At 41.5% G+C, this 20,028-nt stretch carries 17 protein-coding genes; 10 read left to right on the forward strand and 7 right to left on the reverse strand.

The genetic code is table 11. The annotated features are described in order from the left end of the window. Positions 1 to 288: 288 nt before the first annotated feature. Positions 289 to 1,350, forward strand: coding sequence for an NlpB/DapX family lipoprotein (gene bamC, locus N475_RS13315; RefSeq protein ID WP_063355162.1), 1,062 nt, complete (start codon positions 289 to 291; stop codon positions 1,348 to 1,350). 68 nt (positions 1,351 to 1,418) lie between these two features. Beyond that, positions 1,419 to 2,789: a YjiH family protein gene (locus N475_RS13320; RefSeq protein ID WP_063355253.1), complete on the forward strand. Its 1,371-nt coding sequence runs from the start codon at positions 1,419 to 1,421 to the stop codon at positions 2,787 to 2,789. 41 nt (positions 2,790 to 2,830) lie between these two features. Here the strand turns inward: N475_RS13320 and N475_RS13325 are convergent, their stop codons facing one another. After that, positions 2,831 to 3,025, reverse strand: a complete 195-nt coding sequence (locus N475_RS13325; RefSeq protein ID WP_063355161.1) for a DUF2897 family protein — start codon at positions 3,023 to 3,025, stop codon at positions 2,831 to 2,833. A 245-nt stretch (positions 3,026 to 3,270) separates the two neighbouring features. Between N475_RS13325 and N475_RS13330 the strand changes: the two genes are divergently transcribed. After that, complete coding sequence (locus tag N475_RS13330; RefSeq protein WP_063355160.1) at positions 3,271 to 4,605, forward strand: ankyrin repeat domain-containing protein; 1,335 nt, start codon at positions 3,271 to 3,273, stop codon at positions 4,603 to 4,605. Between the two features lie 50 nt (positions 4,606 to 4,655). Here N475_RS13330 and N475_RS13335 read toward each other — a convergent pair whose 3' ends face one another. After that, a complete protein-coding gene (locus tag N475_RS13335; protein WP_063355159.1) occupies positions 4,656 to 5,015 on the reverse strand; it encodes an outer membrane protein assembly factor BamE in 360 nt (119 codons plus the stop codon). Between the two features lie 123 nt (positions 5,016 to 5,138). On the opposite strand from N475_RS13335, the gene N475_RS25190 reads away from it, so the two are divergent. After that, positions 5,139 to 5,504 carry a GIY-YIG nuclease family protein gene (locus N475_RS25190; protein ID WP_155730803.1) on the forward strand — a complete coding sequence of 122 codons (366 nt, stop codon included), beginning with the start codon at positions 5,139 to 5,141 and terminating at the stop codon, positions 5,502 to 5,504. Here N475_RS25190 and N475_RS13340 read toward each other — a convergent pair. From N475_RS13340 to ilvC, 4 genes are all read right to left on the reverse strand, one after another. Beyond that, entirely contained in the window at positions 5,387 to 6,286 is a 900-nt protein-coding gene (locus N475_RS13340) for a M20/M25/M40 family metallo-hydrolase (RefSeq protein WP_063365413.1), read from the reverse strand. The genes N475_RS25190 and N475_RS13340 overlap by 118 nt on opposite strands. Then, positions 6,267 to 7,451 (reverse strand): tetratricopeptide repeat protein, encoded by a 1,185-nt coding sequence (locus N475_RS13345; protein WP_063355157.1) that lies wholly within the window; start codon positions 7,449 to 7,451, stop codon positions 6,267 to 6,269. The genes N475_RS13340 and N475_RS13345 overlap by 20 nt, the downstream gene beginning before the upstream one ends. 105 nt (positions 7,452 to 7,556) lie before the next feature. Further along, positions 7,557 to 9,461: a methyl-accepting chemotaxis protein gene (locus N475_RS13350; protein ID WP_063365414.1), complete on the reverse strand. Its 1,905-nt coding sequence runs from the start codon at positions 9,459 to 9,461 to the stop codon at positions 7,557 to 7,559. Positions 9,462 to 9,621: 160 nt separating this feature from the next. Further along, positions 9,622 to 11,094, reverse strand: a complete 1,473-nt coding sequence (gene ilvC / locus N475_RS13355) for a ketol-acid reductoisomerase (protein ID WP_063365415.1) — start codon at positions 11,092 to 11,094, stop codon at positions 9,622 to 9,624. A 130-nt stretch (positions 11,095 to 11,224) separates the two neighbouring features. Between ilvC and ilvY the strand changes: the two genes are divergently transcribed. The 6 genes from ilvY (at position 11,225) to N475_RS13385 (ending at position 19,643) form a co-directional block, all read left to right on the forward strand. Then, positions 11,225 to 12,118: an HTH-type transcriptional activator IlvY gene (gene ilvY, locus N475_RS13360; RefSeq protein ID WP_063355154.1), complete on the forward strand. Its 894-nt coding sequence runs from the start codon at positions 11,225 to 11,227 to the stop codon at positions 12,116 to 12,118. Between the two features lie 47 nt (positions 12,119 to 12,165). Next, on the forward strand, positions 12,166 to 12,900 hold the full coding sequence (locus tag N475_RS13365; protein ID WP_227008439.1) for a winged helix-turn-helix domain-containing protein: 735 nt from the start codon (positions 12,166 to 12,168) through the stop codon (positions 12,898 to 12,900). 288 nt (positions 12,901 to 13,188) lie between these two features. Then, complete coding sequence (locus tag N475_RS13370; RefSeq protein WP_063355153.1) at positions 13,189 to 14,973, forward strand: DUF4856 domain-containing protein; 1,785 nt, start codon at positions 13,189 to 13,191, stop codon at positions 14,971 to 14,973. Between the two features lie 90 nt (positions 14,974 to 15,063). Beyond that, the gene (locus N475_RS13375) at positions 15,064 to 16,362 is read left to right on the forward strand and encodes an imelysin family protein (RefSeq protein ID WP_063365416.1); all 1,299 of its coding nucleotides are present in this window, start codon (positions 15,064 to 15,066) and stop codon (positions 16,360 to 16,362) included. Beyond that, positions 16,355 to 18,574 (forward strand): TonB-dependent receptor family protein, encoded by a 2,220-nt coding sequence (locus N475_RS13380; protein WP_063355151.1) that lies wholly within the window; start codon positions 16,355 to 16,357, stop codon positions 18,572 to 18,574. Before N475_RS13375 ends, N475_RS13380 begins: the two co-directional genes overlap by 8 nt. Before the next feature lie 82 nt (positions 18,575 to 18,656). Next, entirely contained in the window at positions 18,657 to 19,643 is a 987-nt protein-coding gene (locus tag N475_RS13385; protein ID WP_063355150.1) for a sterol desaturase family protein, read from the forward strand. Between the two features lie 64 nt (positions 19,644 to 19,707). Here N475_RS13385 and N475_RS13390 read toward each other — a convergent pair whose 3' ends face one another. Beyond that, a complete protein-coding gene (locus N475_RS13390; RefSeq protein WP_063355149.1) occupies positions 19,708 to 19,992 on the reverse strand; it encodes a hypothetical protein in 285 nt (94 codons plus the stop codon). Positions 19,993 to 20,028 lie beyond the last annotated feature (36 nt).

A 20,028-nucleotide genomic window follows, 5' to 3' on the forward strand; every position in this document is an offset into this window, starting at 1 on the left:
GCTAAATTGAGTTATGGCGACTGATTTTTGGTTATACGAAGGCGGATACTATCATAGTTTACAACTGAGTCCCACCGCAGCAATTTGTCTAAGGCAGTTCTCTAAGACAATTCAAGCGCTCTATTCTTGTGTTTGAAAGGTTTGCCAAGTAACATAGTGCAAATTTTTTCGAAATTTATCTGTCGCTGTGAAACAAAAATTATTGAGTTTGGCAGTGAACCATTTCAGCATTCCTTAATCTTAAGTGAAAGAACAATTATATAATAGGTTTGCTAAGGAGTTTTATTAGTGCAGTATTGGGTCCCTAAGGCGCTAACGTTAGGCGTTGTACTTGGTTTATCAGGTTGTAGTGTTTTTACCAACGACGCTCATCAAAAGAAAAACTATCGCGTTCACGAAGCTGTGCAAGTTCCAGCAGATCTTGAGCAACCTTATCAAGACCAAGAGTTTAAAATGAGAGTTGCTACCTACGACAATGATCAGGAAGCGAAAAGTTACCGACCACCTCAGCAAGTTTTAACACTTGCAAAAGGCAGCTGGGCAGAAGACAAAGAAGATGTAGCACGCATTTATTTTGATAAGAATGACGGCATTGAACATTTAGACGAATTTATTTGGCGTTCGGTAGAAAGTGTTATTTCAAGTCATGAAGCCAGCATTAGCGATGACAGTCGTAGTCAAGGCAAACTAACAACAGGTTGGTATTCTTTGATAAAAGCAGAAGAGGGCTGGTTTTGGGAAACTGAGAAAGAAGTTTCTAGACAGCGTTTTGAATTTGTTTTATCTCAAAAAGAACACCAAAGAACAGCATCCTTGCAGGCAAAATTGGTTGGTTATGAAAGTGATGAAGTGCCGCTAAATGATTTGTTGCAACAGCAGTTAGAGGTGCGCGCAATAAATGAAGTTGTAGCAGAGTTTGATTACCAATATCGTTTACTGCAGGTCGAATTGCGTAAACAGCAGGGAGTATTGTCACTTGATCTTGGCTTTGACCTTGATGGAAATGCCGCACTGATTACCCTTGCCGATAGAAGTACAGTAATGGAAAGGCTATCTAACTTCTTAGAGCGCGTAAACTTTACAGTTATCAGAATTGATGAAGATAGCAGTGAAGTGTTGGTTAGATATGAAGCACCGGAAAACAGTGTTTGGGATTCTATTTGGGGTGAGGAAGCGCCTACACTCGCTATTCCTGATGGCGATTATACGATAAAAGTAGGCACTACGGATGATGAGCAAACATCACTGACCTGGTTCGATGCAGAACGAAATGTATTAGATGCAACAATGATGAAGACCCTTCAACAGGGGTTAGTTGAAGCATTAAGAAACCGCGGACTAAGTATATAATTACAAACCGCTAAAGTAGTTCAGAAAAGAGCATTCGCTCTTTTCTTTTTTTTGTGGGTATAGAAATGATGTCAGATACAACGCATTCTTCACAAGTGAATTGGCGAACATGGTTCGCATTTTTGGTGCCATCACTCATAGGTGTTTTTCTATTTATGACACCTGTTCCAGAAGGTGAAGGCATGACAATTCCGATCGCGAAGATGTCTAAAATATTGCAGGGCTGGACTGAACCGTTTATCCATGCATTGATATTAGCCATCGTATGTATAACAGGTCTTTTAAGTGTTGTTGTCAAAGTGTTTAAACCAAAACCTTTACTTAAAATCGACTTAGTTAGGCATTTGTTCGATGTGAGTTGGTTATGGGTTGTGACCAGATTGTTTGGTATGTTGTTTATCATTATGACTTTTTTCCAAGTCGGTCCTGAGTTAATACATTCTAAAGCAACGGGTGCTTTGGTCTTACACGATCTATTACCTGTTTTGTTCTCGGTATTTTTGTTAGCAGGCTTGCTGTTGCCGCTTTTGCTAAATTTTGGTCTGTTAGAGCTGGTTGGTACGTTACTTACAAAAATAATGAGACCTGTATTTGGCGTCCCAGGACGCAGCGCTGTGAACTGTGTTGCCTCATGGTTAGGAGATGGTAGTGTTGGTATCTTAATGACATCTCGTCAATATGAAGATAAGCATTACACACAGCGTGAAGCGGCTATCATTGGTACTACATTTTCTGCGGTATCAATTACTTTCTGTTTAGTCGTGATCGGTCAAGTTAAATTAGAGCACTTATTTGCTCCATTTTATTTGACTGTATGTGCAGCAGGTATCGTGGCGGCGATCATCGTACCAAGGTTACCACCACTGAGCTTTAAGAAAAATGTTTACGTAGATGGCACAACTCACAATGAAGATTCAGAAGCCGTGCCTGAAGGTAAGACTCTTTTGGGCCACTCGCTAGATGTCGCATTAGACAAAGCGCATAAAGCGCCAGGTGTTCGAGGGACGGTTAAGGAAGGCGTGCATAATGCGCTAGATATGTTGTTCGCAGTTTTACCTGTTGTGATGGCGGTTGGTACTTTTGCACTAATAATTGCAGAAGAAACTCCCATTTTCCAATTTTTAGGTCAGCCATTCATTCCGTACTTAGAGTTGTTACAAGTACCGGAAGCGGCGAAAGCGGCAGAAACGATAGTGGTTGGGTTTGCAGATATGTTTATCCCTTCTATTTTGGCTGCGGGTAGCATAGAGAGTGATGTCACGCGCTTTATCGTTGCTGCACTGAGCGTTACACAGCTAATATACATGTCTGAAGTTGGCGCGCTGTTGCTTGGCAGTAAAATACCAGTCAACATCTTTGAGTTATTTGCCGTGTTTATCTTAAGAACACTCGTAACTCTACCAGTGATTGCTTTGATGGCGCATTGGTTAGTAGGCTAAATACTGATTAGGGCAGTGGAGTTACTTTTAATTCCACTGTCTTAGTGCTTTTCATTTTGAGTTGAATCTTGCTGGTCATTTTCTTCAGCGTCATCGCTTTTTATTTGCTTATCAATTTTGTCTTTCACATTGAACTTAGTAGCATACTTTAAAAGCGTTATGTTGCCTATGATATAGCCAAGCACCGCAACAATAATTAAAATTATTTGCCACGTTTCTAACTTGTCTTCACCCATTAATCTGGTCTCTCGTCGTGCGTTGTTCAGTTCACATAAACTTCTGATAAATATTCTAGAAGTTATAAATCACAGTCTACTAAAATCGCGCTGATTGTTCGACCAATAATAATTGTAAATAGTGTGAGATATTCGCAGCATTTTAACTTTACAATTGGTATGATCGGCGGTGATGAAAGTTTTGCAAATGATTGTAAACCTTTCTAGAACATTTCACTTTTGAATAATTAATGGTTTGTGCATCCATGGAGCAAGTTTTAATTTGGCCTTCTCAGTTCCCTCTGCTACTAAAAGGGCTTGTTGAAGATAATGGCGCCTTTATTCTAGACGCCTTAGAGGCATGGCCAGAATGTGAAGCAGTGAAGGATGAACAGGGTGTAGTGTCACAAGTATTACCGCCTATTTTTTATGTTGCATGGCTTCAGCCTTTAGACCCCTTTGAGTCTTGTTTTTTTCAGCACATTGATGAGTATGATGAGGAAGCGCATCAATATGTCGCTGGGCTGTTACAGCACATTGCTGCTGTGGGCATGAGCAAAGACGAGTTAACTCTTAAGCTACTGGGTGGCTTAGCTAAATATTCCGGTATTAAAGCACAAGCAAAACTGCAGTCGAAAGTTTCATTTGTAGACTTATTACTAAAAAATAAACTACACAAGACGCTCTCGTGGCTCTTGGCAAGCGATTTTAAGCTTTCACCTGCGCAGGCGTGTGAATTTTGGATTAATGGCTCTACAACAGCAAGAGAAAGCGTAACTGCCCATTACCAAAGTGCGTTACAAAATCTATCACAAACTCAACTCGAAGCTGTCAAAAGGCTGAATGATGGGGAAGACTGTGATGGGTTACTAAATCTTTTGTGCAATGAGGAAGAGTTACTGCATATATTGGACAATGCGTTACTAGAGCAAGTTATGTCTGGTACGGCAAAGCAATCAAATATGTTGTCTCTAATCGAAAAAGGTGCAAAAGGGCACGGTAAAGACAGCGCCGGAAAGTCGGCGATGATGTGGATTGTTGAAAAGGGATTTGTCAGTGCAGCACAGGCATTGCGAAGTTTTCACTGTGCCGTTTCCTTGGATGACCTTGGTCGCAACCTCATGCATTATGCAGTATTGTCCAACTCTAAGCCGATGTTGGAACTCGTTGAAGAGATGGGAGTGGATCCTCGGTTGGCTGATATATCTGGTTGTACTCCATATCGATTAGCGTCAGAAAACCAATCTGTGAGCGCCAAGAAGTATCTTGAAAAGCGCGGTATTATTGAACTTAGTGATGATGCAAAGTATCAGCGTATCTTCAGAGTCTATATTTTAAAGGCTTTAGTGGTGCTACTTCTTCCAGTACAGATGGCACTGTTTTTTGACTCGAGTAGAGACAATAAACTCTCTATGATCATATTGTTGTCTAGCTGTACTTTATTTATATTCGCACTTGCGCGACTATTAAAAGGCAGAAAGCTGTTCCCCAGAGTAAAGCTACCTTTGACGCTTCGTTGTCTGGGTGCAATGAGCTGGTTGAGTTTAGCGATTCAAGCACTATTTACTGTGACAATGTGTTTGGCGGTGATGAGTAGCTAGAAGAAGCATTGGCAGGCATTAACTAAGCCTGCCACAGAGCTAATAGGGGTTTACTGATCTAGGGGCGTGTTAAAATCTGCTGGTTTTTCAAAGTCACCAGTCACATCAACTAACTTATCATTTTCGAAATAGACAGTTAAGCTTTTACGCATTTCAGATTCTCTATCAATGTTGAACACATAGTTATAGTGCCATTTGCTAGAATCGAAAGCATCTTTGGCTACAGGAGTACCTAACACGTACAAAACTTGCTCTCTAGTCATTTGAACCCTTAGCTTGTCTATATCAGACTGTTCTAGGAAGTTACCCTGAGGAACATTGATCCTATAAACCCAGCTTGAACAACCGGATAAAAAAATACTCAATATGGCGGCTGTTAGCCAAGTTAAAAGGAGTTTATTGTACTGCATGTATGTGTGTATCCTTATTTTTGGTTATTACGAATGATACAGATTGCATAAAGAAGGTAAAGTAGATTGTGCGTTTCGACCATGTAATTTACAAAAAGTTTCCAATAGCGAGAAAATATAATAGTGAATAAGAACAAACCTGATGACACAAATTGGTTACTTTACGTCATTGAAAATGCTCAAGGCCACTGGTATACGGGAATTACTAACGATTTGGAGCGGCGGATCACTCAGCATCGCAATGGGAAAGGCGCAAAAAGCTTAAGAGGTAAAGGACCTCTTAAGCTGATCATTGCTTTATCCGGTCTTACAAAAGTAGATGCCGCTAAATTAGAGTGGCAAGTTAAGAAGCTTAACAAAAAGCAAAAGATTCAATTGGTCTCTGAGGCGCTGGAGTCTGCATATGAGCGCACTAATCCTGTAATTGAGTTTGAAACTTGCGCTAGTTTTTCAAGGTTAATTTCGGTCAAAGCGTCTTCTGTGGTGTGATGATTTTTATCTACACCTGAGCCAAAGTAAATAAAGGGTATTTTGGCGCGATGGAAAGGGTAGTGATCGCTCGCGCGTAACCAATCAATTTGCGGTTCATTTAGTCTTCTCGCCATTCTTTTTGAAGAAAAATACATTTTTAATGGCACGGCATATCGCTCGAAAAGACTGATAACTGAGTTTTTTTCAGGTTTTATACTAGAAGATGCTAGCGCATACAACTCATTGCGCTTTTGCATGTCTAGCATATCTAAATTGATATTCATGAAGATTGGCTTGTGGTCAAGCTGAGAAACAAAATGTTTTGCTCCATGTAACCCTTTTTCTTCTGCATCCGTGGCAACAAAAATAATATCTCTGTTGAGCTTAGTGCCATTTAGTTGTCTGGCAATATCAATCATAACTGCCACACCTGTGGCATTGTCATTTGCGCCTGGGTAGTGTTTATATCCATTTTTACCTAGGTGGTCATAGTGTGCAGTGATGACAAGGGCTGATTGGCAATGTTTCAACGTACAGCGCATAGTTGCAACAACATTATGGCCAGTGCCAGAACCAAAAAAACCTTGTTTGAATTGAAAACTACTAATCTCTACGTCCATAGCAAACTTCTCAAATTGCCTATGAATGTAAAAGGCACTGCGGTGAGGCTCGGACGCCCCAGAAGGGCGTCCTTCAAACTCAATACTCGTTAATATCGTCATATCTCTACTCAAGGTAGAGGCTTGCGAGTAAAAAGAGACTATAAGTAGTAGCAGTGTATTAATTCTTAGCCACTGCATCTAACCACTCCAGTTTCCCTCTATATTGAATTTGATTATGTTTGAATTGCGAAAGCGCCAATGCCCTTTGTAAATGCCGTCTAGTTAAATCGAGTTTACCCATTGCATAGTAGGCTTTAGCAAGTGCGAAATGTCCGTCATGTAAACGTTTATCTAGCTTCAGTGCATCGCGATAGTAATGAATGGCTTTCACTATGTTTCCTTGATCTAATGCTTCATTGCCCAAGGTAAGCACATAGTAAGGATTTTTTCTTCTGATTTGATATAGCTGCGCTCTTATCTCTTGGGCTTGCTCAGCTCGATTTGTCAGTTCATAAAGTACCGCCAAATTTCCCTTAGCGGTGTTATTATCTGGGTTTAATGAGAGCGCTTGATTATACATCTTTTCAGCGATATCAAGCGTATCTGAAATTCTGTAAAGAATAGCTAAATTGGCCCAGGCGCTTGAATATTGTGAGTCTATATTAATCGCTGCTTGGAAATAGCTAAAAGCAAGATCGTGTCTCCCTTCGACCATATTTATTGCGCCTTTGTTGTTGTAAAACATTGCAGTAACACGGTCTTTGGTGATCTCAGTTGTCCTAAAGGCTTGTTGTCGACTATTGGGGTCAAAGTCAATCGTAAGTGTTCTGGGGGATGTGTGTAGTACGTCTTTGCCTATAAACTTGGTTCGATCTTCGTAGACTTTTAAATTGATATGGCCACTTAAGAAACTGTAGCCTCTGCTACTTGCCCAGTATTCCGGAACGTGTACTTTTTGAAACTGCCCTTTTAAGTTAAGGTACTCAGACAAGCTGTAAGCCAAAATAGACAGAGATAAACAATTGGCATTTAAATTGTGGTACGCCTGCGAAGCCGTTAGGTTGGCGTCACTCATATAGGAGAGTGTTTCGTCACCATTGTCGAGTAAAAATTGCATGATCACTTCAGCACTTCTAAGCTCAGGCTCTTCATAGCGTTTAAATGTATTGTTGAGAGTTTCTATAATACTGTCGTCTAAGGAAAAGATTTCCTCTTGGGTTTCTACGGGTAACGTTTCAAATGGGGCGTGGTCGAGTAAGGCTAAATTGGCAGGCGGTGGGCTTGTGGTCTGGCAGCCTGTTAAAACTAAGCCAGAAACAAACAACATGATTGCACTGAATGCGCTTTGATAACTTAATTTCATTTAAATTACTCCCAACTGCTTATCTATTACTAGCGTAGCGAATGTTGAGAGTAAATAAAGAAAAAATTGTTACAAAGCGTTGCTGACTAAATAAACAGTGACTACTTAAAAAGTAGCCACAAGTTTATCCAATGCTTTAGCAGAATCAGCAAGTTGCTGAATGGCCTGCTCTGTGTTGAGCTGCTCATTCATTACTTCATCACTGATCACACTAATCTGTTCTATGCTGCGGCCAACATCGACTACAACGTTACTTTGCTCTTCTGTCGCTGTTGCGATAAGGGTCGTCATATCGTTTATTTGATTAGCAGTTTCTGTAATTCGGTCCATGAGCTCTACAGATGTTTGCATTTGGCTGACGCTTTGCTCAGCTTGCTTTGACGATAAAGCAATTTGTTCCACTATCGAGTCCGATGCCGCGGTAAGCTCTGTTATCGTAGCTTGAATCTCATCTGTGGACTGAGATGTTCTACTTGCCAGCGCCCTAACTTCATCTGCAACTACTGCAAAGCCTCGTCCATGCTCGCCGGCACGTGCAGATTCGATTGCTGCATTAAGTGCAAGTAGGTTGGTTTGTTCAGAAATAGCTCTAATCACATCTAAGATATTAGCAATCGATTGTGTTTTACTTGCTAATGTGGCTACTTGCGTGGCCATATTTTGAATGTCTGTAGCCAACTCTTGCAAGGTCTCTTGGCTGGTTTGGACACAGTCATGGCTCTCTTGCGAACTTTCTTTACTGGCTAAAGTCAACTTGGCTGTATTGTTTGCACTGCCAGCAATTTCTTGCACTGTTGCAGCCATTTCGTTGATTGCCGCTGCAACAGAGATAGTCTGATTTTTTTGCTCATCTAAACACTGTGAATTACGCTGTGACTGCGCAAATACTTGTTCACTTGCAGCCCTTATATCGCGGCTTTCACTGGCCACTTTAGTAATAGCCGACTCAATTTTACCGATAAATTGATTAAACCCATCTCCAAGCGCCGCAAGCTCAGGTTGTTCTGAGTTAGGGACTCGATAATTTAAGTTGGCGTCACCGCTGCCCAATTGTTTGAATACGTCTGCCATTTTCAATAGGGGGGCGCTCAAAGTTCGGGCAAGAAGGACACTGATGATGCTGGCAACCAGTGCGATAAGAAGTGCAAAAGTTACAATTTGCCACTGCAGATCATTTACTTGCGAAAATACTTCACTTTGAGGAACTTGAGCGATCACATACAAATCAGTCTCTGGAATGCGATTTGCGGCAACAAGTACATCTTCACCTTGTGTTTTTAGTTTAAGGATATTTAATTGCGAACCGCTTAAAAGTTTCTCTGCAGCGGCATTATCGTAAAACTGGTTGAGTTTTGATTTGGCAACCAGGCTCGCGTCTGGGTGTAATTGGACAATACCTTGCTTATTGACCACAAACACAAAGCCACTTTTTTCGATGCGCATGTTGGCTAATTTTCTTTGCATTTCGTCAATGCTTTTAGCAAGTCCCGCGAGCCCTATGCCATTTGTTTGTTGGTGATTAACAAACATTTTAACGTCTCCGGGAGCCTCTTGAAATATGCTAATTGAATAGGGCTGGTTGCTGCTTTTAAACGCAAAAAACCAACCGTCTTGTTGTTGGTTTAGCACGCGCAAAAACCCACTTTGATTCCAATACTTATAGTTTTCTCTATTTGCCCAAGAAGCTGTAGCTAAACCATATTGGCGCTGCAGTCTATTTAGCTCTTCAAGTAAAAGCTTTTCATCAAGTTGGCCATTTTGGGCTGCATCAATAATAAATTGATTGCTCGAAAGTTGCTTTGCGGCATTCTTCAAAACCATTATCTCTTGTTCAAGAGATTTGGTGATGCTTTCAACTTTACTAGGTAGTTCAGAGCTAAGCATTCTAGTCTCGACCATTGCTTTTGATTGGTAAACCGATATAAAGCCGATCAAACTGGCGACGAGGATAGCTGTAGCACTGCCTAAAATGGTGATTTTCTGCGTGATTGTTAAACCTGTGTTACTCATTTAGCCTACTAGTACTTATTACCGTGTGGCGATAATTTTAGCATGGTCAATAATTAACACATATACATTTATCGTAATTGCTCTCAAACATAAGTAAAAAGTACTAAAAAAGCCCATAGTTTGCACTAATGGGCCTTGGTTCTAACAAGCGAACTTTACTTTAAACAATTCGTTTCATTGCTGACATATAGCCACGTAGCTCTTTACCGATGATCTCTACTGGGTGACTTCTTATTGCGTCGTTTACAGCGATGAGCTTTTGATTATCAACGTAGTTATCATCACTGTTTAAGCCTGCACCAATTACATCACTTTGAACTTTTTCCATAAATGGTTTTAGTAATGGCAAACAAGCATGGTTATATAAGTAACAGCCATACTCTGCTGTATCTGAAATTGTGCGATTCATTTCAAATAGCTTTTTACGTGCAATGGTATTTGCGATTAATGGCGTTTCATGCAGTGACTCATAGTATGCAGATTCATCAATAATGCCCGCTGCGGTCATAGTTTCAAAAGCCAGCTCAACGCCTGCTTTGACCATTGCCACCATCAGAATGCCTTTGTCAAAGAAAGTTTGCTCAGAGATATGCTGCTCAGTATTCGTTTGCTTTTCAAAAGCAGTTTCAGCTGTTTCGGCACGCCATGAGAGTAGTTTCGCATCGCCTTCTGCCCAGTCAGCCATCATACCTGTTGAGAACTCACCACTGATGATGTCGTCCATATGCTTGTTATATAGCGGAGTCATTAAGCTTTTCAGTTCTTCACTTAATTCAAACGCTTTGATTTTAGCTGGGTTTGAAAGCCTATCCATCATATTGGTGATGCCACCATGTTTAAGCGCTTCGGTGATCACTTCCCAACCATATTGAATTAGTTTCGATGCGTAGTCTGGTGCGATACCTTGCTCAACCATCTTGTCGAAGCACAATATAGAGCCCGTTTGTAGCATGCCACACAAAATAGTTTGCTCGCCCATTAGGTCAGATTTAACTTCAGCAATAAAAGAAGAGTTAAGTACGCCAGCACGATGGCCGCCAGTTCCTGCTGCATATGCCTTAGCCTGTGCGAGGCCATTGCCTTGAGGGTCGTTTTCAGGGTGTACCGCAATTAAAGTAGGCACACCAAAACCACGCTTATACTCTTCTCGAACTTCAGTCCCTGGGCACTTAGGTGCAACCATAATAACCGTAATATCTTCACGCACTTGCATACCTTCTTCAACGATATTGAAGCCGTGAGAGTAAGCCAGTGTTGCGCCTTGTTTCATTAACGGCATTACCGCGTTTACTACGGCGCTATGTTGTTTGTCCGGCGTTAGGTTTAGAACTAGATCCGCCTCTGGGATTAATTCATCATAGGTGCCGACGATAAAACCATTGTCACTTGCATTTAAATACGATTGTCTTTTCTCATCGATTGCAGACTGTCTCAAAGCATATGAGACATCTAAGCCAGAGTCTCTTAAGTTAAGACCCTGATTTAAACCCTGTGCACCACAGCCAACAATAACGAGCTTCTTACCTAGTAAGACTTCTACACCTTCACTAAATTCAGAAGGGTTCATAAATTCGCACTGTGCCAGCTGTGCAAGCTGCTCTCGTAATGATAAAGAATTGAAATAGTTCGCCATGTCAGATCCTGCTTGTTTCTCAATGTTACTCTGTTTTTGATATAGGATTAAGATAGGGGCATATTTAGGTTGCGTAAAATGATATATTTAAATTATTGTATTTCATATTATGAAATACGGTGACAGGTAGATGGATCATAAACAGCTTAACTATTTTTTAGCACTTGCAGACACCCTGCATTTTTCAAGAGCAAGTGAACGTTGCTATATCAGCCCCCCCACATTGAGTCGTCAAATTAAGCAACTCGAAAGTGAAATTGGCACAGCTTTATTTATTCGAGATAACCGCAGTGTGTCTTTAACACCACAGGGAAAAGCGTTTGTTCAATATGCTCAAGCCACTTTAGCGAGCTGGCGCCAGTTCAAAAGTGAATGCCAAGATGAGTCTCAACCACTGTCCGGAGAGCTGAGCTTGTACTGTTCTGTGACGGCATCTTACAGTTTTATATATGACCTATTTGCGCGGTATCGGAAGGACTTTCCACAAGTCGAGCTCAATTTAATGACCGGAGATCCAGCCTATTCAATTTCTCAGGTACAAAGCGATCTAACTGATGTGGCCGTAGCAGTGAAGCCGGCAAGTTTGGCACAGGGCATAGAGTATCAGTCTATAGGCCGTTCTCGACTAGTATTTATAGCACCTACGATGCAATGTCCACTCACTGATATGTTAGCGAAGTGTGGAGAGGGAAGTCTACCGTGGGCACAGCTCCCATTTATTGTGCCAGAGCAAGGAGTGTTGAAAGAACGAATTGACAGCTTTTTTAAGCGCATGTCAATTCAGCCACAGGTATACGCACATGTATCCGGCCATGAAGCGATGGTAGCGTTGACGAGTTTAGGGTTTGGTGTTGCCTATGTGCCCGAAATTGTTCTTGCGCAAAGTCCATTTAAAAACCAAGTTCAGCAGTTAAATTTACAGTCTGAAGAAATTGATATTGGCTTGGTAGCCAAGAAAAAAAGGCTCCAAGATCCGGTAATTAATAAATTATTTAGGGTGGCTGAAGGAATATTTAATTCGTAAAGCTGAAGTTCAGTTAACGGCTGTAGACTCGCAAAAATAGAAAACAAATGCGGGGTTTAGTAGTGCATACTGTTCTAATCGCAGAAAGTAAAATTAACAGTTTGGCGGCACCATCTGCTGCGCTTCAGGGCCAGGGTTTTGATGTTCAAACTATGGTGCTGGAAAACTTGGACCATGTAAATCATCGAAGCAACCAAGGAATTGTAAGCAGTATTGTAATTGATCAAGCAATTGCAACCAGTGCAAGGTTTGACACTATCAATACGCTGAAATCTCATTTTCAGGTGCCGGTTTTGGTTTCGGTAGATGACAATAATGATGATATTCAAAGCTTGCTTTTAGAGCTTGGAGCCGATGATGTAATTGCAACTAATGCGAAGCCTAGATTATGGCGAGCACGCTTGGATGCTGTTAATCGAAAAGTACAATATGCTAACCAGGATAAGAGCAAATCAACCAGTAGTGAACTCACTTTTGGAAATTTAACCATTAAAGGAGATGAACGGACCGTACTGTTGGACAATAAATTAGTTAGCTTGACAACTCACGAGTTTGATCTAATTTGGTTATTGGCATCTCGCGCACCAAAAGTTGTTAGCCGAGAAGAGATTTACCAGAAAATTATCGGTCAACATTACCAAACCAATAGCCGAACGATAGATGTACGTATTTCATGCTTAAGAAAGAAGCTTGGAGACAATGCAAACAGTCCACAAAAGATAAAAACTGTTTGGCGTCAGGGGTATCTGTTTGTAAAAGAGGCTTGGGAGAAAAATTTATAGTTCGAATTTTTCGAACTATAAATCAACCTAGACCTGCTTGAAAAAAACTTAATAGTGCAAGCTTGTACACAGTAAAAATACCATTCCCTTTTTAAAACATATGCTTATCAAAAACTTTGGTATTAATGCTAGTGACTCTCATTTTCTCTTCTATATTTAATCTTATCTCCGCCGCTATATTCGCATACTTTTAACAACGCAAATAATATTGATTGCTATTTAGGTCTGTGTATACTTTGTCCCGTTAAGAAAATGCAAATACAAATAATTTTCATAGGAAGACGTCCAATGGCATTAAGAAAGTCTCTGCTTGCAACTGCAATTTTGGCAGCTACGATGGGTTTAACTGGTTGTGGTGGCTCTAGTAGCGATAATAACACTCCTGACCCTACTCCTACTCCTACTCCTCCAGCAAATAAAGCACCTACAATTACTGTTGAAAATGCAACAGCTGAAGAAGATAAGCTAGGCGTAGTTGTCAGCGGTGTAACGTTTGCTGATGACAGTGACGATATGAAAGCACTGACTTACACCGTGAGTGATGGACGCTTTGAAATTGTTGAAGGGCAGTTAAAGCTTAAAGCAGTAAACGCACTTAACTTTGAACAAGAAACAGAACAGAAAGTTACATTAACTGTTTCAGCACAAGATAGTGCTGGTGAAAAGACAGAGCAAGAAGTTGTTATTTCAATTACTGATATGCCTGCAACAGCGGGCGTAAATGTGTATGAGTTTGGCCACAATGGTGTATCTTCAGTATCTTACTCTGGTCAGGTATCTCGCCAAGCGGCAATCTCAGAAGCTAAAAAGCTTCTAGGTACGTTAAAAACTGGCCCTGAAGGGATTAACGATGTTGCTGAACTAAGAAAAATCTTAGCAGACGTACGCGGTATTTTGTTCCCAGTAGATGAGTCTCGCCAAGATAATGCATTGACTTTCCTATCGGGTGTTGACGCTGACCAAACAACTCTTGGTGAAATTTCTAGCCTTAAAAAGGTAGCTGGTGAAGGTGGTAAAATTGCTGGCCGCGATACGACTTATATGAATAAAGCGTGGGAAGAAAATGGCTCATTAGTTGGCTGGTCAACGTTCAATGACCACCCTTCAACGCCTGAAGGTTTAGTACTTTATTACCTAGATTTAATTGATGCACAAATCACTAAATTTGAGAACGGTGAGACGCATACATTTACTCACAACGAGACGACTATCACGCTTAACAGCCTGTATGTTACGTCTACAGGTTTAGACCTAGTTCAGCTAATCCAAAAACACCTAAATGGTGCTGTTGCGTTATCTCAAGGTGCAGATGACTATCTAGATGAGCTGACAATTGGCGATAAGTCTGCTGACAATACGGTGATTGCTGATGGTAAAACATACACTGAACTTGAGCACAAATTTGACGAAGGTTATGGTTACTTTGGCGCTGCTACACACTACTTAGAATTCAGTGACGAGCAAATCTCAAGCTCTGCTTACCATGATGCTGATTCGGATGGCAAAATCGATCTTCTGACAGAGTACAACTTCGGTAACTCAACTAACGCATCTAAGCGTGACAAAGGTACTGCGAGTAATGCAAACCCAACTGATTTCTCTGGTGCAGCACAAACTGCTTTCATTAAAGGCCGTGCACTTATCAACGCTAACTTCACTAAGAACGTAGCGGATTGGAGCGAAGACGACCAGAAAGCACTTGAAATGTATCGTGATCAAGCGATATTAAACTGGGAAAAATCAATCGCAGCTACAGTTATCCATTACATTAACTACACAATTGCTAAAGAAGACGGCAACTTGACTCAAATCAAGTCAGGCGACTTCGATGCTGGTAAATTTGAAAAGCTAGCGAAGTACTGGGGTGAAATGAAGGGCTTTGCATTGAACTTCCAGTTCAACCCATTCTCGCCTGTAAGCGCTGAAAAATTTGCTGAAATCCATACTCTAATGGGTGAAGCGCCAGTGCTTGAAGCTGATAAGATCGATGCGTATATCGCGGATCTTGAAAAAGCCCGTGCGATTATTGCTGAAGCATATAGCTTCGATGCAGAAAATGTTGAAAAGTGGTAATCAACTAGTATCGCTTTTATGAAAAGGTTAGCCGCTTTTTGCGGCTAACCTTTTGCTGTATTTATAGGTATCAAAAAAAAGAGAATCGCAATGAGAGTGTTAAAACCTTTGAGCGCAGTTGCTGTTGCAGTGTCATTGCTTTTGAGCGGCTGTGGTGAAAGTAGTTCTAGTACAACCGGTTCAGAGTTTGTGAACAATGATGGTTCAACTAACCCCACGAATCCGACAAACCCTACTGATCCAACAACGCCGACAGAGCCAACCACATTTGACGAGGCTGCCTTAGTCGCTAATTTGGTGAACAATGTATTGAGCCCAGCTTTAACGCAGTTCCATAGCTTTGCTGAAGCTCAACAAACTCAAATTGGTGCATACTGTAGTGCTGCTAAAGCGCAGGCAGAAAATGCAGATAGTCTTCACGAGCAAGCAAAAAATAGCTGGCGTGCAGCAATGTCTAGTTGGCAGTATGTTGAATTGATGCAGATTGGCCCACTTCTGACTAATGGCAAAGAGCTAAAGGGTAATATTTATTCTTGGCCTGCTGGTGGTGCGCTTTGTAGCATTGATTTGGATGTGGTGTACCATGAAGCGGGCATCATCAACGGCAATGCGAGCCTTCCATATGACATTAAAGCACGTACGTCAGACCGTAAAGGGTTAATTGCAATTGAACATGCACTGTTTAATGCCAATTATGACCATAACTGTACCTTTGAAAATGATGCGTTGGCCCCTTGGAATGGGCGTACAGTTAACGAAAGAAAAGTTGCAAGGTGTGAATTTGCGCACACAGTGTCTGGCGACATTGTTGATAACAGTTCGGAAATTCTCGCTCGTTGGCAAGGCGATAATGGTTTTGCTAATCAGCTATTGAATGCAGGTGGTCCTGGTTCATCATTTGATACGCCACATTTGGCATTGAATGAGATATCTAAAGCACTTTTCTATATGACAGAAGAGTTAAAAGATAAAAAACTTGGCACTCCGCTAGGTTTGTTTGTGAACAGCTGTGGCTTTGAGAGTTGTCCGCAAGATGTAGAGTCAGATATCTCAGAGCATTCAAAAGAAAATTTACTGGCTAATCTCCGCGCATTTAAACAAATCTTTACCGGAGAAGGCAGTAACACAGAGAACACATTAGGGTTTGATGACTTCCTTGATGCTGAGGAAGGTACTGAAGTGAAACAGCGTATGCTGGCAGGTATTGAAGAAGCTGAAGCGGCTCTACTTGCCTTGGATGGTTCACTAAAACAGGCTATTACAGATGACGCAGCAAAAGTGACTGAAGTACATACCAAAGTTAAAAACGTGACTGACGAGCTTAAGAATGACTTTATTAATAAGCTTGCACTGGAACTTCCTCAAACATCGGCAGGTGACAATGACTAAGTACCCGCGTATGAATAAATCACTATTAGCATTGGCTGTTGCCATTGCATTACCAAGCGCTTATGCCCAAGACAATGATCAGGACGACATTGAGCATATTCAAATCATCAGTCATTACGACAAACTAAGAACCGAAGCAGGTTCAGCAACGCTTTTAACAGAAGAAAAGTTGGGTGAATATGAATACGATGATATTCATCGCGTGTTGTCTTCTGTACCAGGTGTCAATATTCGTGAGGAAGATGGTTATGGCCTGAGACCAAACATCGGCTTTCGTGGCGTAACACCTGAGCGTAGTAAGAAAATTACCATCATGGAAGACGGTGTTTTGATTGGCCCTGCACCATATTCAGCGCCAGCTGCGTACTATTTTCCGCAAACAACGCGCATGACTGCTGTAGAGGTTTTTAAAGGCCCTGCTGCAATTAAGCATGGCCCTCAAACAATTGCGGGTGCATTGAATTTGGTTACGCGCCAAGTGCCTGAGTTTACGGAAGGTGCCATTGACGTGGCCGCTGGCGGCGACGGGTATACCAAAGCACATGGCTACTATGGCTCTGTGGTGAACAATATTGGTTTTTTAATTGAAGCAGTAAACGTACAAGCAGATGGCTTCAAGGAACTTGATGGTGGCGGTGATACAGGCTTTGACAAGAATGATATTCTTGCCAAGTTCAATTATCGATTAAAGCAAGGTAATTTTGAGCACACTTTTGGCTTGAAACTAAGTTACGCGGATGAGATATCAGATGAAACCTATCTGGGTTTAACAGAAGCTGATTTTGCTGAGAACCCTTACCGTCGTTATGCCGCAACAGCACCGGCGAATATGGATACTCAGCACCAGCAGGTTATGTTTACGCATAATGTGTCTGGTGAAAACCTGAATTTAACGACGCGAATTTATCGTAATGATTATGAGCGCGCGTGGTTAAAACTAAACAGTATTTCAGGCAAGTCTCCACAAGAAGTACTGTATAACTTAGAGTCAGACAACAATCAGCGTCTATATGAAATCCTTAAAGGCGAGCAGGATTCAATCGTACCGGGTGCGACAGACTTTTTGACGATGGGCACCAATGATCGTGAATACTTCTCACAGGGTATTCAGTTTGATGGTGACATCACACTAAACGTGTTTGACTTAGAGCATGACGTTTCTTTTGGTGTTCGTTTTCATGAAGATGAAATCGAGAGAAAACACTTTGAAGAAAGCTATGATATGAAATCTGGCGTATCGACTTTGGTTGAAGGCAGCAAACGTTTTACGACGCTTAATGTTGAAAATACTAAAGCTTGGTCTTTGTATGTTGAAGACCAAATCAAGTTTGATGCACTAACGATTGGTGTGGGTGTACGTGGTGAATTAATGGATATGCATTATCACGACAACAATAACCCAAATAAATGGCAAGATAAAACTACGCGAATTTGGCTACCGGGTGTTAGTGGTTTCTACCAGCTGAGCGATGACGCGGGTATTTTGTTTGGTGTGCACCGCGGATTTTCTCCAGCCTCGCCAGCGCAGCCAGCTGAAATCGAGATTGAAAAAAGCACTAATTATGAGTTTGGTGGACGCTACAATGACGGCGTAACTCAGTTTGAAGTTGTAAGCTTTTTTAATGATTACAGCAACTTGAAAGAGAGCTGTGGGCAGTCAAATTGTGGTGATATTAATCAACAAGACGCTGAGTTTAATGGTGGTGCAGCACATGTTTATGGTCTTGAAGCGCAATTCAGTCAACGCTACCCACTTAACCTACAGCTAGATATACCTTATGGCTTTGTGTATACATACACGAAAGGCGAATTCAAGAACGAGCGCTACACTAAGTTTGCTCAGTGGGGTAAAGTGAGAAGTGGCGATCCTCTTCCGTATTTGCCTGATCACCAAGTCAGTTTTAACATTGGTTTGAGCTCAGACAACTGGCGCACTTCATTGGCGGTTAAATACGTTAGCTCAATGGAAGAGGCTTCAGGCTCGAGTTGGGACATTGGTACCGATGAGTTTACTCTTTACCTAGAAGGTCAAGAAGTACCTGCATCGACGACGGTTGATTTCTCGGCAAGTTATGACTTTGATAAGTACGGACAAGTTTACTTGAAGGTTGATAACTTACTGGATGAAGATAAGATTGTAAGTCGCAGGCCTTACGGAGCGCGTCCAGGTAAACCAAGACAGTTTACGATAGGTTACAAGTATCAGTTTTAACTGAGTTACTTAATCTAACGGATGTAATGTATAAGGCCACTTTTGTGGCCTTTTTTAAAAACTTGCGGAGCTTTTACGTTAGATGTTTGAAACTATTTGGCAGAGCATTAGTACCTTGCCAGGTTATCTTATAGACGCAAATAAGCGTATCTTTTGGTTATATTTAGCCTCTGCAGCTGTCATGGCTGCATTTGTGTATTGTGCGACAACTCAGGTTCGCTCATTTAAAGGGTTTTGGCATTTTCTTTTTCCTAGATCAGTGTGGCTTCACGAAAGTGCAAAGCAAGATTACTGTCTGTTCATCATTAATCGGATAATCAAAGCACTGACTTTCACGCCCATTGTGCTAACCATGGTGCCTGTGGCAATTGGCATTTCAGATTTTATGGAAACCCTGTTTGGCCCGTCATTACACCTTCAGTGGTCGCCACTTGTGGTAGTTGGACTGTTTACGTTGATGTTGTTCTTGATCGACGATTTGACTCGGTACCTATTACATTTAGCGCTGCATAAGGTGCCTTGTTTATGGGAAATCCATAAAGTGCATCACTCCGCAAAAGTTCTTACACCTTTTACTATTTATCGTTCGCATCCAATAGAGAGCTATTTTTACGCCTGCAGAATGGCTTTGACACAGGGGATTGTGGTGGGGCTCGGGTACTTCTTTTTCGGTTCGGCACTAAGCATGTTTGATATATTAGGCGCAAATTTATTTGTGTTTGTGTTCAACGTATGCGGCTCTAATCTTCGCCATTCCCATATTTGGTTTAGTTGGGGAGATAGGCTCGAAGGCTGGTTTATTAGTCCGGCTCAGCACCAGATACACCACAGTAATAACCCAAAACACTTTGATACGAATATTGGCTCTGCTTTGGCAATATGGGACCGCCTAGGGGGGAGTTTGATAAAGGCATCTGAAGCTAAAAGTATTTCCATCGGCGTTGGTAAATACAATGCAGGTCATGATTCTTTGTGGGCTATTTACTACAAACCTGTTGTGGCATGTTTAAAGGCGTGTAAGCCGAAGTTTGTAATGCGAAAGAAGTATCGTGATGAAGAGAGAAGATAGGCTGGCGACGGGCATTGCCAGCCTGGTTAGAGGGGAGTAGGCCCCTCAAAAATCGTTACTACGGTTAGTGCATCACGCGTCTTGATGTGCGATAAAACCCTAACTCGTTCAATTTATTGATGAGGCTTGGATCATCAAGTCTGTCAGGAGTGGACTCATTACGTAAGTAATGGTCTTGTGGTACAGCGTGAAGATCTAGCATCTTATGAAATAAAATATTTCGAATGGCTAGCGCTGTCATTCCTGAATCCTGAATATCATCCAAGCGTTTTTGTATGTCTGAAAACGGGGCTGCATTGACGTCGTCAACAGCTGCTGGAAAGTACGAATTTAACTTATTTTTGCTCATGCAAACCCTCATTAACTATCTTGATAGAATTTTACT

Origin of the sequence: Pseudoalteromonas luteoviolacea DSM 6061 (genome assembly GCF_001625655.1) — a bacterium.
In the GTDB taxonomy this organism is placed as follows: domain Bacteria; phylum Pseudomonadota; class Gammaproteobacteria; order Enterobacterales; family Alteromonadaceae; genus Pseudoalteromonas; species Pseudoalteromonas luteoviolacea.